12 protein-coding genes are annotated in these 15,303 nt (G+C 45.4%); 2 read left to right on the top strand and 10 right to left on the bottom strand.

The features are described 5' to 3' along the window. Positions 1-60 precede the first annotated feature (60 nt). The 3 genes from HHK01_RS04280 to gnd form a co-directional block, all read right to left on the bottom strand. On the bottom strand, positions 61-1,695 hold the full coding sequence (locus HHK01_RS04280; protein WP_170006562.1) for a M20/M25/M40 family metallo-hydrolase: 1,635 nt from the start codon (positions 1,693-1,695) through the stop codon (positions 61-63). A gap of 83 nt (positions 1,696-1,778) precedes the next feature. Further along, positions 1,779-2,102, bottom strand: coding sequence for a CHY zinc finger protein (locus tag HHK01_RS04275; protein ID WP_170006561.1), 324 nt, complete (start codon positions 2,100-2,102; stop codon positions 1,779-1,781). Between the two features lie 434 nt (positions 2,103-2,536). Next, on the bottom strand, positions 2,537-3,442 hold the full coding sequence (gene gnd / locus HHK01_RS04270) for a phosphogluconate dehydrogenase (NAD(+)-dependent, decarboxylating) (protein ID WP_170006560.1): 906 nt from the start codon (positions 3,440-3,442) through the stop codon (positions 2,537-2,539). A gap of 368 nt (positions 3,443-3,810) precedes the next feature. Between gnd and HHK01_RS04265 the strand changes: the two genes are divergently transcribed. Continuing rightward, positions 3,811-4,527, top strand: a complete 717-nt coding sequence (locus tag HHK01_RS04265) for a spore coat protein (RefSeq protein ID WP_170008651.1) — start codon at positions 3,811-3,813, stop codon at positions 4,525-4,527. Positions 4,528-4,614: 87 nt separating this feature from the next. Here HHK01_RS04265 and plsY read toward each other — a convergent pair whose 3' ends face one another. The 4 genes from plsY to HHK01_RS04245 form a co-directional block, all read right to left on the bottom strand. Next, on the bottom strand, positions 4,615-5,211 hold the full coding sequence (plsY, locus tag HHK01_RS04260) for a glycerol-3-phosphate 1-O-acyltransferase PlsY (RefSeq protein ID WP_170006559.1): 597 nt from the start codon (positions 5,209-5,211) through the stop codon (positions 4,615-4,617). A gap of 852 nt (positions 5,212-6,063) precedes the next feature. After that, the gene (locus HHK01_RS04255; RefSeq protein WP_170006558.1) at positions 6,064-7,926 is read right to left on the bottom strand and encodes a PTS fructose transporter subunit IIABC; all 1,863 of its coding nucleotides are present in this window, start codon (positions 7,924-7,926) and stop codon (positions 6,064-6,066) included. A gap of 13 nt (positions 7,927-7,939) precedes the next feature. Next, complete coding sequence (gene pfkB / locus HHK01_RS04250; protein WP_170006557.1) at positions 7,940-8,845, bottom strand: 1-phosphofructokinase; 906 nt, start codon at positions 8,843-8,845, stop codon at positions 7,940-7,942. Next, positions 8,842-9,594, bottom strand: coding sequence for a DeoR/GlpR family DNA-binding transcription regulator (locus HHK01_RS04245; protein WP_170006556.1), 753 nt, complete (start codon positions 9,592-9,594; stop codon positions 8,842-8,844). The genes pfkB and HHK01_RS04245 overlap by 4 nt, the downstream gene beginning before the upstream one ends. A 168-nt stretch (positions 9,595-9,762) precedes the next feature. On the opposite strand from HHK01_RS04245, the gene HHK01_RS04240 reads away from it, so the two are divergent. After that, entirely contained in the window at positions 9,763-10,593 is an 831-nt protein-coding gene (locus tag HHK01_RS04240) for a hypothetical protein (RefSeq protein ID WP_170006555.1), read from the top strand. Positions 10,594-10,635: 42 nt separating this feature from the next. On the opposite strand, the gene yhbH is transcribed toward HHK01_RS04240, so the two are convergent. From yhbH to HHK01_RS04225, 3 genes are all read right to left on the bottom strand, one after another. Next, a complete protein-coding gene (gene yhbH, locus HHK01_RS04235; protein ID WP_170006554.1) occupies positions 10,636-11,802 on the bottom strand; it encodes a sporulation protein YhbH in 1,167 nt (388 codons plus the stop codon). A 400-nt stretch (positions 11,803-12,202) separates the two neighbouring features. Then, positions 12,203-13,036: an N-acetylmuramoyl-L-alanine amidase family protein gene (locus HHK01_RS04230; RefSeq protein ID WP_170006553.1), complete on the bottom strand. Its 834-nt coding sequence runs from the start codon at positions 13,034-13,036 to the stop codon at positions 12,203-12,205. A 174-nt stretch (positions 13,037-13,210) separates the two neighbouring features. Next, positions 13,211-15,106, bottom strand: a complete 1,896-nt coding sequence (locus tag HHK01_RS04225) for a PrkA family serine protein kinase (protein WP_170006552.1) — start codon at positions 15,104-15,106, stop codon at positions 13,211-13,213. Positions 15,107-15,303: the final 197 nt, after the last annotated feature.

Genomic DNA, 15,303 nt, shown 5'->3' with positions numbered 1-15,303 from the left:
CCACACCAACAAAAAAGAGGGGCGAGAAAACTTTCTTCTCACTCCTCTTCAAATTGAATCTTATTTCACCACACGACTCACAATATGTCTTATCAATTTTGGAACTACCCCAAACGAGTACGGCTTATACACTCGCTCCGTCCACTTATGACCGTCCTTCCCGTAAACACCAACGTTGATACTCGGAATCGCGAGCGCTGACATCGCTTTGATCGGAAGGGGAAATAACGTATCCATAGCAGGAAAGTTCTTTGTTAACCGTTCCACATCCTCTTCATTTCCATGAAAGGCTAAAAAGCTACTGTCAGAAAGGAATGGGAAGAACCGTTTCACTTTAAATATTTCCTCGCTACCAAAGGTGTCTAACGCGCGTCCGATAGCTTCCAGTGTACTTTCATCATGTATTTCATGATTCGGCAAATACGGTGGCGCAAAATAGAGCACGACCCTCGGTTCTGTATTCGGGTCATGATGCTGCAACGTTTGAACGATTCTGAAGCTCACTTTACGCGAATCTTCTTCTGGGGTTTTGGATTGCAAAACGTCTTCAATAATTTGCTGAACAGGAACTCCTCGTGACGTTAACTCACGTTCAAATTCCTCGTACGTCTGCACCTTCAGTTTCCACGACAAATCCCTCGCTGGGAATCCCTTTTTATCGCAATCGGCACGGTATCGACTCCTTAACGTTTGCTCTACATCTGCCACAACCTCGATCGCTACTCGCTTCAAATGCTCTACAACTCGCCCGATTTGTTGTTCATACAAAAACACATTCAAAGAAATCCCGGCAGATAAGGGGGTTTGCACATTGTATTGTTCTTTCGTATCTCGTTGAAATAAAACAGTAGGTGGAATTACATACTCTCCGTCTACTTCCTCTTGATGATCGGGGTGCATATTTAGTTTCACATTTAACCACGAAGAAATCATCGTTGGATCAATCGCTGTAAAAGCATCGCCAACGTGAGCCTCTCTTCCCGCAATAAAAAAGGAAGGAAACACTTTTCCTGCTGTACCCGTGTAAATGATTTTGGATGTGTCTCCCTCGTACAAAGAAGTAATGAAATCATCATTCACGGCAAGCGAGTAGTCCAATCCAAAGCCTTCTTGCAAACGTAAAAGTTCTTCTCCGGCCGCCTTAATCCCCGCGTGCTCTGCTTCTTCATCAGGATTGAACAGCCACAGCAAATTACAAGGACGCTCTTCTAGTTCTATATAATGAAGCAAGTTAACTAAGTGCACTGCGATTCCACTTTGCATGTCTAGTGAGCCTCTGCCAAATAGCCAGTCCCCGGAAAGAGCTTCTGTCCGTATTTCACCCTCAGGTATTTTTTCCTGGAAGTACGGTAACAGTTTGTCAGGTTGATGTGCAATTTGTTGGATAGCTCCGTAGTCCTCTGTTCCTACCGTGTCTATATGGGCATGAAACAGGACCGTTTTCTTTGTAGGACTTGTGGCCGGAACGTAGACCCATACATTTTGTCGGAAGAACGGGTCTTCGCGAATGTCTTGCAGCCAAAGTTGATCAGGATGCTGTCGAAAATACGGAACGGACTGTAAGAAATCATACAACCATTGTGCCTTTGCACGTTCTCCCTCTGTCCCGTTATAGCTTTGTTGACTCACAAGCGTTTTTGTCAGAAGCTCCGCCCGTTCCTCGTCTGACAAGGTATGAAGCTGATCGTACTGCATAATACCCCTCCTCGTGCCATCATCTTACAAAATTCTTCTTCAAAAAGCCACATCCGCTAGCAAAAAAGACTCGATCTAAGTGATCAAGCCCTCTCCGTTTCAAAATAAATAGGAGCATGTAACTTGCAACCGGGGTTAAAAGCAGCCTGGCACGACGGACACTTCGAGTCACATGCCATATATTCATGCACGGTCAACGTATGAAGACAGCTCCCGCAAAGTATCCCTGGGAGATCCCACTCTTCTTTTAGAATCGGCGTCGCTGGATGATCCGCGAGCTCTTCGTGACATTCGTAACAAGGATAGTACGTATTACAGCAAGGAAAGCGAATTGCAATCCGGTCGATCTCCGCATGATAATGCTTGCAGCGTGTTTCCTTATCCATTTGGACTCCGAGTAAACGCATGAATTTCCCTCCTTGTATAGCATTAAGGATATCATGAATGGGCTAAATCAAAAAAGAAACTTCCATAAAATACCACCATATGTATCTCTTCTAGAGTCTGCGTATCTCCTCTAGAGTCTGCGTATCTCCCCTAGAGTCTGCGTATCTCCTCTAGAGTCTGCGTATCTCCCCTAGAGTCTGCGCATTTCCCCTAGAGTCTGCGCATTTCCCCTAGAGTCTGCGCATTTCCCCTAGAGTCTGCGCATCTCCCCTAGAGTCTGCGCATTTCCCCTAGAGTCTGCGTATCTCCCCTAGAGTCTGCGCATTTCCCCTAGAGTCTGCGCATTTCCCCTAGAGTCTGCGCATCTCCCCTAGAGTCTGCGCATCTCCCCTAGAGTCTGCGCATCTCCCCCATAGACAAAAAACTGACCCCATTACGGAGTCAGTTTTTTGTCTTATTTATCGTCACTAGATACGACAGCATGTCCACCGAACTCATTACGCAGTGCCGCAACTACTTTGCCGCTAAACGTATCGTTCTCTAGTGAGCGGTAGCGCATGAATTGACTCATCGCGATAACAGGGGCAGCAACTTTTAAGTCTAGTGCGGTTTCGACCGTCCATTGTCCTTCACCGGATGAATTCATGACACCACGGATACTGTCAAGCTTCGCGTCTTTGCTAAACGCGTTCTCCATTAATTCGATAAGCCAAGAGCGAATGACTGAGCCGTTGTTCCAAACGCGCGATACTTCTTTGTAGTCGTAGTCGAATTCGCTTTTCTCAAGAAGCTCGTATCCTTCTGCGATCGCTTGCATCATGCCGTATTCAATACCGTTGTGCACCATTTTTAAGAAATGTCCACTACCCGGCTTGCCTGTATGGAGGTAGCCGTTTTCAATCGCGATATCTTGGAAAAGTCCTTCGATGTGCTTCCACGACTCATCCTCAGCACCGATCATCGCACAAACACCTTCGCGCGCTCCGTCTGTTCCGCCGCTCGTCCCACAGTCGACAAAGTAAATGCCTTTTTCTTTCAGCTCTTTGCCGCGACGAAGTGTATCGTTAAAATTGGAGTTTCCACCGTCAATGAGGATGTCTCCTTCTGACATATGGCCTGCTACTTCTGCGATGACCTTTTCCGTTATGTCTCCTGCTGGCACCATCAACCAAACTACTTTAGGTGAAGGTAGCTCTGCTAGTAACGATGCTGTATCCCGCGCTACTGATACGCCTTCTTTTGAGATATTCTCTACGGCTTCTTTATTCAAATCTGTCGCGATGACGTCATGACCTGAATCGTGCATATTTAAAGCAAGGTTATACCCCATTTTACCAAGCCCAATTAAACCTAGTTTCATTTAATATTCCTCCTAGATGCTATGTATCCTTGTCTATTTCCAGTACCTATTGTACCCTCGTTACCACAAATTCGCAAAAAAGATGATGAACGGATTAAAAGGAGGTGGCTCGAGACCACCTCTTCATTTACGAAATGGCTCTTACAACGAAATCATCATGTTTTCCCACGAATACCTCGATTCCCAAAAGGTCCCAGATGGAAGACATGTTCTACCACTATCCCCAGTGTTCTGCACGTATGGAATTTCTCCACTCCCCCACACTATTTGTTGGGTAGTTCATTACCTACCATTTGTCTGAGGGGGTTATTACATTGAACATTTTACAAAAGATGTCTCAAGGAAATACGGTGAATCAGCAGCCGAAAATGAACACGCAACAAACCCAACAGCCAATCGGACAACAACCACAGCAACAAACTGTTAACAGTGCTATTCCAACTGGTCAGTTTCAGACATCAGATCAACGTGGTCCCCAGCAAAACCATGGAGGTCATGAAGTGTTTGATGGGCAGGAGGCAATTACGGGGCTTATTACGGTATTGGATCAATATATGATGTCTCGTCCGTACGTCAAAGATCCAGTTTTAATGGATATACTTGATCGCCAATACAATTATTTAACCGATCAATACAACCGGGCAGTGGGTGCGTATTCTACTGGACAAAAACCTTCTACCCAGTTCCATGTGTACAACATGAAGGATTCGCACGATGTGGTGTATGGAATTCAGCCATCACAGCCAAAAAAACCGGTTCAAAACTTAAACGAAGTCACAGATATGTGTATCTCTTCTAATATGCTGGCAACAGTGAAAGCTACTGTTTCCATGTTGAGCATGACAAGTCTAGAGGTAACCAACCCAGTATTGCGTCGCGTGATGGCGGATAGCATTCCAAACTTTGTGGAGATGGCGTACGAAATCTTTCTATACCAAAACAAAAACCAATACTATCAGGTGCCACAGCTTGCCGATCAAGATATGAATACGTTGTTAAAGGCTTATGCACCCTCGACTGGTGTGAATATTTCAGCTGCCGCCACCCCTGTTCAGGCACAGCAACAAAGACAAATGATGCACTAAAAGGAACCACACTAAAACGCGGTCGCACGCCTTGTACCCGCGTCCTAAGGCAAAAAGGAGCGCTCTATTGCGAGTCGCTCCTTTTCGTTATGAGGCAATCCGTTTTCCGTCGTAAATGGTCGGCTCTTGTTTATTGATTAAATTACGTAAGTTTGAACGGTGCAAGTAAATCATGACGAGGAACAGTGCTGCGAACGTGAGCACATGTTCAAGTTGATAAGGATAAAATGAGAACACAACTAATGACAACACACCGCCGAGTGAGCCAATTACAACATACTTTGTCACCCATATTAATCCGAAGAAAATAAGTAGTCCGAGCACTAGCTTGAATGGTGCTACTAAAATAAGTACTCCCGCTGTTGTCGCGACCGCCTTTCCCCCTTTAAATCGTGCGAAAACTGGAAAACAGTGACCTACTACAGCAATCATTCCAGCGAGCAATGGCGAAATCCCCGTATCGGAGATTGTAGCGATCCATACAGCGGCCACCCCTTTCCCAGCATCCCCTAGTAGGACTGCAACCCCTGCCTTCCACCCAAGACAAGATACCGCGTTCGTGGCCCCAAGATTTTTGCTTCCATGCTCACGAAGATCGACCCCATAGAAAACCCTTCCAATAAGTAGGGCAAAGGAAATGGATCCGAGTAAATAACTAACAATGATGACTCCCACTATTTCCATTCTCACACCTCCCTACCACTAGTATACGGGCGGTCTTATAGAAAGCTCCAGTGTTTTTTCGTTTATGGGCCCGGCATCTAATCAGCATGAACGCTTCTAACCAACAATTGTTGGCGCAGTCACACGCACAAAAAATAGGCTGTTTTCTAAAAGATTGTTGCTTTATTAATGAAATCTCATTACACAGTAGCTATATGATGTGACGTACTGCTATGTTGATTTCCGCTGCAGGCGGACGCTTTCCGCGGGGCGGGCGGTGAGCCTCCTCATCGCTGCGCTCTTGCGAAATGAAATGCGGAAGCGGTCCGTTTTGCTCCCTCTGAAAGATGTTCTTTGGCTTTAGAGGCGTTTTTTGCCTCAAAAGATGAAGGTTATTTTCAGACGGGAGCAGACCGCTGCAGCTAGACACGTCTCACCTGTCCGGCTGATCCCGCAGGACAAGGAAGAAAGGCTAAAGGCGCCACGTCCTGTGGGCCTCCGCTCCAATCAACGAACAGATAGTGGTTTACAAAATTCCCTTATTAAGTGGTGAGTTCAGTACTAAACAAGGAAATGTATGTGCACTTTTGAAATGCACTCAGTATCTACTTCATGCGATGTATAAAACCAGCGGAGGAAATACACGTAGACTCCTGCGGGAAAGCGAAGATGGTGAGACCCCGCAGAGAGCGTACTTTGCGAACGAGGAGGTTCAGCTCGAGCCCGCGGAAAGCGAAGTGTATTTCCGCAGCGTATTCTAGCAGTTTCTTCATTACGTCGCATCATGGGATAACTGTTGAATAAAACAACAAAGGATACGAAAAGAGCCAAAAAATAAGAAGCTCCGGGTCAAACCTAGAGCTTCTTAACACGTTATTGAGGAACTTTTTTCTTCAAAAGACCTACCATGATAGCCGTGACTAGCGAGCCGATCAAAATAGCAAGAATATACAGTAACGGATTCCCTTGCACAAACGGGATCACAAATAGCCCTCCATGTGGTGCTTGTAAACCGTTACCAAAGGCCATAGCGAGCCCACCCGCTACAGCAGATCCAGTAACGATAGACGGAATCACACGACCTGGGTCCGCCACTGCGAATGGAATCGCACCTTCCGTAATAAACGAGGCTCCTAAGAAATAGGCAGTGACTCCGGCTTTTCTTTCTTGTGAAGTGAATTTACTTTTAAAGAGTGTCGTTGCTAACGCAAGTCCAATTGGTGGCACCATTCCTCCAGCCATAACCGCTGCGTGGGGTGCATAGTTTCCGGCATCAATGAGCGCAATACCGAAGGCGAAGGCTGTCTTGTTTAGCGGGCCACCCATGTCAAATGCCATCATCGCACCTAAGATAACACCTAGAAGAATCAAGTTTCCTGTCCCTAGACCACTTAAGAAGTTTTCTAAGCCTGATGTTATGCTACTCAATGGGCCTACTAATAGCGACATGATAAGACCTGTTAAAAGAATGCCAAAAAACGGGTATAGCAACACTGGTTTGAGACCCTCCAATACCTTTGGCAAAGAACGGAAAGCGTACTTTAGAAAGACAATGAGGTAACCAGCAAGAAAACCAGAAATAATTCCACCGAGAAATCCTGCACCCCCAGTGGCCGCCATTAATCCACCGACCATCCCAGGTGCGAGTCCGGGTCTGTCTGCAATACTTTGGGCGATGAATCCGGAAAGAACGACGACCATGAGCCCGAGCGCATACTCACCACCAATAGAATTTAAAAGGGCTGCAAATTCGTTGTATTCAGCAGAGTCAGGATTAGCTGAGTTAATTCCCCAAATAAATGAGATCGCAATAAGGAGTCCGCCTCCAACTACAAAAGGAAGCATATTGGAAACCCCATTCATCAAATGCTTGTAAAAGCCGACACGACCCCTCTTTTCTTTTGACTTGTGAGTCGCTACGTCCCCTTGCAAATCTCCAGAGCTGTAAACTGGTGCGTCTCCTTTTGCAGCCTTTGTTAATAACTGCTCTGGCTCACGAATTGCTTTTGCCACAGGGACCTCAATAACCTTTCGACCGTGGAAGCGTGCCATGTCCACTTGTTTATCCGCAGCAACGATGATAGCAGATGCTTGTGCGATGTCTTCTTCGGTTAACTCATTTCTCACACCGTCAGAACCATTTGTTTCGACTTTCACGCCAATCCCTAATTCCTTTGCTTTCGCTTTGAGGGCATCTGCCGCCATGTACGTGTGCGCGATGCCTGTTGGACAAGCAGTTACAGCTAGGACGAGCCCTTCTGTTTTAGATGTATCTTCATCAGATTCCTTTGACATAGAAAAGATTGCTGTCACTTCAGATTTTGTATCCGCTTCCATTAACTTCCGGCGGTTTTCCCCATCCATTAAATAGGAAGACAATGATGACAAAGCGGCTAAATGATCGTCATTTGCACCATCTGTGGCTGCGATCATAAAGAATAAGTGGGCAGGCTGACCATCTAGTGAATCGTAGTCTATTCCATGCTTAGATCTAGCAAAAACAATCGTTGGCGTTTTTACAGCAGCCGTTTTGGCATGCGGAATCGCAATGCCGTCACCTACACCTGTCGTGCTTTGGCTTTCTCTTGCATGAATGGCCTCCAAGAATTGCTTTCGATCATTGAGGCGTCCTGTCTTCTCTAGCTTCGTCGCCATCTCTTCAAGTACAGCTTCTTTTGACTGTGCTTGGACATCGAGAATCATACATTCTTTTGCTAACAAATCCGTAATATTCAAAAGTTTCCCCTCCTCAAGTAAGTACAATTTCTCTTTTTAATTGTGCTACGTGCTCTTTCGTACAAAATCCATTAGAGAACGCTGTCGCACTGCCTGCTGCAACGCCTTGTCGAAATGCTTCTTTAAGGGAATCACCGCGTTGGTACGCCGTCAAAAATCCAGCCACTAGCGAATCCCCAGCTCCAACTGAATTTTTCACAGTCCCTTTAGGAGCGGTTGCCCGCAAAATTTTGTCTTCTGTCACACAAAGTGCTCCTTGTCCTGCAAATGACACAATGACGTGCTGAGCTCCTTTGTCTACAAGCTCTTTTGCATAAGGTATTGCTTCGTCTATGCTAGCAATGTCAACTCCGAAGGCCTCCGCCAGTTCATGGTGATTTGGCTTAATTAGCAATGGTTGATAAGGTAATAACTCAATCAATTCAGGACCGTTCGTGTCGAGTACCCACTTTGCTTTCTTGGTAGCCACTTGTTTAACAAACCGCTTATAGCCTTTTTCTTTCATATCGTCCGGTAAGCTCCCGGCAAACACGACTATATCTTCAGCTGAAACTTCAGCTAGCTGCTTTTGTAAATTGGCCACTGTTTCTTCTGGAATCGTTCCACTCGTACCGTTCAATTCCGTTTCTTCCATGTGCTTCACTTTGACATTGATCCGCGTCATTTCCTCAACACCAAGAAACTCTTCTTGAATGCCCTCTTTCTTTACCCAATCGCGAATGTATGCCCCAGTAAAGCCTCCAACGAACCCTAATGCTTTCGTTTTGGCACCGAGCGTCGTACACACGCGTGCGACGTTAATCCCTTTGCCTCCTGGATAAGCGTAGATTTCTTTTGCTCGGTTCAGTCCCCCGAGGGTTACGTCTTCCATGCGCATCACATAGTCGACAGAAGGATTACACGTTACCGTTACAATCATGATGTCACAACCTCTAGTTTGGAATGTTGTTGGAAACTGGACAAATCTATTTCTTTTTCTTCACACGTGATGATGCGAACTTCCTCTAATGAAGCAAAACGGGCAAATGAGACTTCATGAAACTTAGAAGGGTCTGCGAGTACGTAAGCCTCTCCAGCAAGTGCAATCGCCTGCTCTTTTATCATGGCTTCTTCGGGGTCTGGAGTCGTACAGCCATGCTGCAGGTGAATCCCGTTTGTCCCTAAAAATGCTTTGTCAAAGCGATACGACTGCATACTAGTTAGGGCACCTCTGCCGATTAGTGCATGTGTATTCGGTTTAACAGCTCCTCCGAGCAAATACGTCTGCACTCCTTGCTCGAGAAGTGTATTCACAAGCGAGATCCCATTTGTCACAACGACCAAATCCTCTACTGTTAAAAATGGAATCATTTCGTAAGTCGTCGTTCCCGCGTCTAAATATAAACAATCACCAGGCTGTACCGATTGAGCGGCCAGTTGCGCGATTTTACGTTTTTCTTGAAGGTTTTTGGTTGATTTTTGAGCTACTGTTTGTTCATCGCGCTTGCCCTTGAGTAGCGCAGCACCTCCGTGTACACGTTTGAGCTTGCGTTCTTCCTCTAATTGTGCGAGATCACGGCGAATAGTCGATTCAGAAGATGTAGTAGCATCGACAAATTGTTGCAAACGAACGACTTCGTTTGCTTGCAAAAGTTCTAGAATACGCGCATGACGTTCCGGCGTTAGCATGTTGTCCCCCCTCTGCACGAATAAGTATGAGATGAATGAAAGCGTTCTATGAACATAGTGTATGACAGGCTCCGCTAAAAAACAACCAATAACAATCATAAACAATCAAAATATGTCTTTTCGAGCGATCAATTTCATTCAAGTGCAGTTTCGCTAGTAAGAAAAATTTTGTCTATAACCGCGATCACCACGATTTATCCGCGATCACCACGGTTTATCCGCGATCACCTCGATTTATCCGCGATCACCGCGATTTATCCGCGATCACCTCGATTTATCCGCGATCACCGCGATTTATCCGCGATCACCTCGATTTATCCGCGATCACCGCGATTTATCCGCGATCACCTCGATTTATCCGCGATCACCACGGTTTATCCGCGATCACCACGGTTTATCCGCGATCACCACGGTTTATCCGCGATCACCACGGTTTATCCGCGATCACCTCGATTTATCCGCGATCACCTCGATTTATCCGCGATCACCTCGATTTATCCGCGATCACCGCGATTTATCCGCGATCAGCACGGTTTATCCGCGATCACCACGGTTTATCCGCGATCACCTCGATTTATCCGCGATCACCTCGATTTATCCGCGATCACCTCGATTTATCCGCGATCACCACGGTTTATCCGCGATCACCACGGTTTATCCGCGATCACCACGGTTTATCCGCGATCACCACGGTTTATCCGCGATCAGCGCGATTTATCCGCGATCAGCCCGATTTATCCGCGATCAGCACGATTTATCCGCGATCAGCACGATTTATCCGCGGTCAGCACGATTTATCCGCGATCACCGCGATTTATCCGCGATCACCGCGATTTATCCGCGATCAGCGCGATTTATCCGCGATCAGCGCGATTTATCCGCGATCAGCGCGATTTATCCGCGATCAGCGCGATTTATCCGCGATCAGCGCGATTTATCCGCGATCAGCCCGATTTATCCGCGATCAGCCCGATTTATCCGCGGTCAGAGATGATTTAAGCAAATTCCCACAAAAAAAACCCTACACATGATCGTGTAGGTTCAACCAACTTGCTCTTCTTTTTCTTTTTGAAAAAACGATGTCATGGCTCGGAAAACGTCTGGTTTTTGCTTTAAGATGTAGTAGCGGAATTTTTCGTTGCGAATGTTTTTAAATGCGGACATGAGCGTCGAGTTCCTTTGGTATTGATTGACTTCTCCGTAGCTAAACATGTTAGCGTGCTGCAGTATTTCCTCAATATACTTCACACACCGCGCGTTATCTGATGTCAAATTGTCACCGTCGGAAAAATGGAAAGGGTAAATGTTGTACTTACTTGCGGGGTATTTCGTATCAATTAATTCTAATGCTTTTCGGTAAGCGGAAGAACAAATCGTTCCACCACTCTCTCCTTTTGAGAAAAAGTCCTCTTCGCTGACAACTTTCGCTTCGGTATGGTGGGCAATGAATTCAATATCAACCGTTTCGTATTTCGTGCGCAAAAACCTTGTCATCCAAAAGAAAAAACTTCGGGCCATGTACTTTTCCCACATGCCCATACTACCACTCGTATCCATCATCGCGAGTACGACTGCTTTTGAATCTGGCTTCTTGACTTCATTCCACGTTTTGAATTTTAGATCTTCAGGATAAATCGGATAAAAACCCTTTTCTCCTTGCATCGCATTGCGCTTGAAGGCAGTCAACATCGTTCGTTTTTTATCAATGTTCCCCATGAGGCCGTTTTTGCGAATGTCGTTAAACTCTACTTTTGAAACCCATTCTTCGTCAAACTCTTTTCGCTTTAAGTTCGGCAATTCCAGTTGGCTGAATAACGCTTCTTCCACTTCTAAAATAGATACTTCCGCCTCATAGTAATCTTCCCCAGCTTGATCTCCTGCTCCTTGCCCTTGACCAGGACCTTTTTGCGGGGTACCGTCTCGTGCGATCACATCCCCTACTTGGCTTTCGCCGTCACCTTGCCCGACATGTTTGTTCTTATTGTAATTGTAACGAATCTTATACTCATCCAGTGACCGGATAGGAATTTTTACAACGTCTCGGCCATTTGACATGATAATATTTTCTTCCGTGATTAAATCCGGCAAATTTTGCTGAATGGCTTCCTTCACCTTTTCTTGATGTCGCTTCTGATCATCATGTCCTTTTCGGTGGAGGGCCCAATCTTCCTTTGACACCACAAACTGACGACGTTCTGACGCTGTCATCTGTCTCCCTCCTTCTTCTTTTGCGCGTCACACATTCCCTCATGGCTGCATACGATAACCTTGACGTTTACATACACTGCCCACTCTCTACACTCTTTTCAACTACAGTAGTAGATACAAAGTCGGGAATTACTCTATCTTATGCAAGGAAGGAGAAACATTGACAAACAATTTCGACAAATGGCCACTTGTCTATTTTTCATTTTGATGGTACTTGCTTTCGAGATGAAATGGTTTGAAATAATTAAGCCCGGAGAAAAAGTGTCAGTACACAAGCTCATTGGCAAAAATAGATTTGTCCCGCATGAAAAATTGCATTATGAAACCATCACCCACTCCCTGTACTACTAAAAAACAGCGGTGGCCCGTGTAGCCCCACTGTTTTTTTGCGATCCTTTTTCTATGCTTCTTCCACATACACAATCCAACCGAAGGCTTCCCTTATTTGCTCGGCCGCTCGTTCTGCACTCTCTCTTCCAGTGAATGTGCCTGTTACGATGCGGTACGTCGGATCAAAGTTTGTAGAATCGGCCCTTTCATATTTCAACCAGGAAAAACGCGCCTCGAAACGTTCTAGAGCATCGGCAAAGGCTTGTGCATTGGGGAACGTTCCAGTCACTAACCGATAGCGCGTTGTGTCAGTTTCCATTTCCTCTTCGCCTCCTGTTGTCCGCGCTGTTAATTCATAAAATTCTCCTAATGATCCGGAGACTGATCGTGCGCACGCTCTCCGGAATTCCTCACTTTTCAGGAGGGCAAGTGCTTCTCGATTTGTCATGAACTCAAACTCCATCAAGATAGAAGGCATATTCGTTTCGCGTAATACGTGGAAGTTAGCCGATTTCACACCTCGATTGACCGTCCCTAAATCGCTGATCAAATTTCTTTGAACAAGTTCTGCTAATTCGACTTCTTCTCGAGTACGCGTCGTGTATACGTATGTTTCTGTACCGCGCACGCTGTTCCAATCACTACCATATGCATTTGCATGATACGAAACGTACACATCCACCTGTTCACGGTTCGCCTTATCTGTCCGCTCTTGTAAAGGAACATCGACGCGTCCTGTTGGGTCGTGTGCAAGAAGGTGTTCGACTCCCGTGTATGTTCTTCTCATTTCTTCAACCGTGTATTCTACAACGGCACTAGTAAACTCAAACTCTCGCAAAGAACCGTCAGGAGCACGTTTTCCAGGCGTATTGGCACCGTGCCCAGCATCGTGCATAATCTTCATTTTCTTCACCTCGCTTGTACATACATTGTATTCACCTCTAAATAGAACAGTTCTAGGTCTAAGTTCGTGTTCAATTAGTAGACCTTTCGTCTGTTAAGTAGACTAAATCTCGAAAAAGTGACACCCATTAAACAACAACGCTGCCTCTCGTAATGAGAGACAGCTCCTACGTTCTTACCTATTCAACAAACTACCTACGTATCTGAGAAGCTCATTTGCACTGGAAATATTGTAACCATGTTCATCTACGAGACGTGCCACAACTTCATTGATCTTTTTCAACTGCTGTTCATCTGGCGTTTTCGTCGACGTCGTGATTTTCACCACGTCTTTTAGATCAGCAAACAATTTCTTTTGAATCGCTTCACGGAGTCGATCATGTGATTTATAGTCAAATCGCTTTCCTTTACGCGCATATGCCGAGATGCGAATAAGAATTTCTTCACGGAATGCTTTTTTTGCGTTTTCAGAAATACCGATCTGCTCTTCAATCGAGCGCATAAGCTTCTCATCTGGATTAATTTCTTCACCGGTGAGTGGATCACGTAATTTAGCCTTGTTGCAGTACGCTTCCACGTTGTCCAAATAGTTATCCATGAGCGTTTTAGCAGATTCCTCATACGAATAAACAAACGCCTTCTGTACTTCTTTCTTCGCAATGTCGTCGTATTCCTTGCGGGCAAGCGAAATGTAATTTAAATATGTTTCCTTCTGCTCCTTCGAAATCGAAGAATGATGATCAAGACCTTCTTTTAATGAGCGCAACACATCGAGTGCATTAATCGATGGTATCTCCTTACGAATAATCGTGGAGGAAATACGGTTAATGACGTAACGTGGGTCGATCCCACTCATCCCTTCTTCAGGATACTCCTTCTTTAACTCATCAACGTCCGCTTGATTGAAGCCTTCCACACTTTGCCCATCATACAAACGTAGCTTTTTGACAAGGTCGATATCACCCTTTTTCGGTTCTTGAAGACGAGTCAAAATTGAGAACATCGCCGCCACTTTTAACGTATGAGGCGCAATGTGCACGTCACTTACATCGCTCTCACGAATCATTTTCTCATAAATTCTCTCTTCCTCTGACACTTTCAAATTATACGGAACCGGCATGACGATAATTCGAGAGTGTAACGCTTCGTTCTTTTTATTTGCGATGAACGAGCGATATTCTGTTTCATTTGTATGAGCGATAATCATTTCATCAGCTGAAATAAGTGCAAATCTTCCTGCTTTGAAATTTCCTTCTTGTGTGAGGGAAAGCAGATGCCACAAAAATTTCTCGTCACATTTCAGCATCTCCTGAAACTCCATAATTCCCCGGTTCGCTTTGTTAAGCTCTCCATCAAAACGATACGCGCGTGGATCAGACTCAGAACCGTACTCAGCAATGGTCGAAAAATCGATGCTTCCCGTAAGATCGGCAATATCTTGTGACTTCGGATCGGATGGTGAAAACGTTCCGATTCCTACCCGTTTGTCCTCAGATAGAAAAATTCTCTCCACACGGACATCTTCAATACGCCCACCATATTCTTGCTCTAAACGCATCACATTCAATGGAGACAAATTCCCCTCAATGCGTATTCCGTATTCATCGTAAAATTCATCACGTAAGTGCGACGGAATCAAGTTCAAAGGATTTTCGTGCATTGGGCACCCTTTAATGGCGTAAATGGCACCTCGATCTGTTCGAGAATACCGTTCCATCCCTCGCTTTAGCAAAGTAACAAGTGTCGATTTTCCTCCACTTACCGGGCCCATTAATAAAAGAATTCGCTTTCTGACGTCTAGTCGTCTGGCTGCAGGATGAAAGTACTCTTCTACAAGTCGTTCTAGAGCTTCTTCAAGTCCAAACATTTCCCCAGAAAAGAAAGAGTACTGTCTTTGGCCATCCACTTCTTCGATGCCGGCATCTTTGATCATATTGTAGACCCGAGAGTGTGCAGATTGAGCCACCCATGGGTTCTCCTTCACAATATCCAAATACTCACTGAACGTCCCTTCCCACTTAACTTTTTCTTCTTCTTCTCGATGTTCTTCGATTCTTTTTAAGATATCCATTGTTGGACCTCCCCCAGCGTAGTCGAGACTATTACTACACTATGCAAGCCCTCTGCCAGGCATGAGTGAGGATTGTAAAACAGGATTTAAGTTTCGGTCGTTAAGTTTGGAAAGACGTTCTGCACACTAAAAAGCCACCTACCTAATAGGTGGATGGCTCTAGCAATATTTTAATGAGTGTTTTTCTACACTCCAGC

Source organism: Bacillus fonticola (assembly GCF_012955605.1).
Taxonomy (GTDB): domain Bacteria; phylum Bacillota; class Bacilli; order Bacillales; family JC228; genus Bacillus_CG; species Bacillus_CG fonticola.
This window is presented reverse-complemented; position numbering and strand designations above follow the sequence as displayed.

Coding starts and splice junctions, on each gene's coding strand:
- HHK01_RS04230 (WP_170006553.1), bottom strand. CDS start 13,036: ATGAAGATTATGCACGATGCTGGGCACGGTGCCAATACGCCTGGAAAA.
- gnd (WP_170006560.1), bottom strand. CDS start 3,442: ATGAAACTAGGTTTAATTGGGCTTGGTAAAATGGGGTATAACCTTGCT.
- HHK01_RS04245 (WP_170006556.1), bottom strand. CDS start 9,594: ATGCTAACGCCGGAACGTCATGCGCGTATTCTAGAACTTTTGCAAGCA.
- HHK01_RS04275 (WP_170006561.1), bottom strand. CDS start 2,102: ATGCGTTTACTCGGAGTCCAAATGGATAAGGAAACACGCTGCAAGCAT.
- pfkB (WP_170006557.1), bottom strand. CDS start 8,845: ATGATTGTAACGGTAACGTGTAATCCTTCTGTCGACTATGTGATGCGC.
- yhbH (WP_170006554.1), bottom strand. CDS start 11,802: ATGACAGCGTCAGAACGTCGTCAGTTTGTGGTGTCAAAGGAAGATTGG.
- HHK01_RS04265 (WP_170008651.1), top strand. CDS start 3,811: ATGAACACGCAACAAACCCAACAGCCAATCGGACAACAACCACAGCAA.
- HHK01_RS04280 (WP_170006562.1), bottom strand. CDS start 1,695: ATGCAGTACGATCAGCTTCATACCTTGTCAGACGAGGAACGGGCGGAG.
- HHK01_RS04225 (WP_170006552.1), bottom strand. CDS start 15,106: ATGGATATCTTAAAAAGAATCGAAGAACATCGAGAAGAAGAAGAAAAA.
- plsY (WP_170006559.1), bottom strand. CDS start 5,211: ATGGAAATAGTGGGAGTCATCATTGTTAGTTATTTACTCGGATCCATT.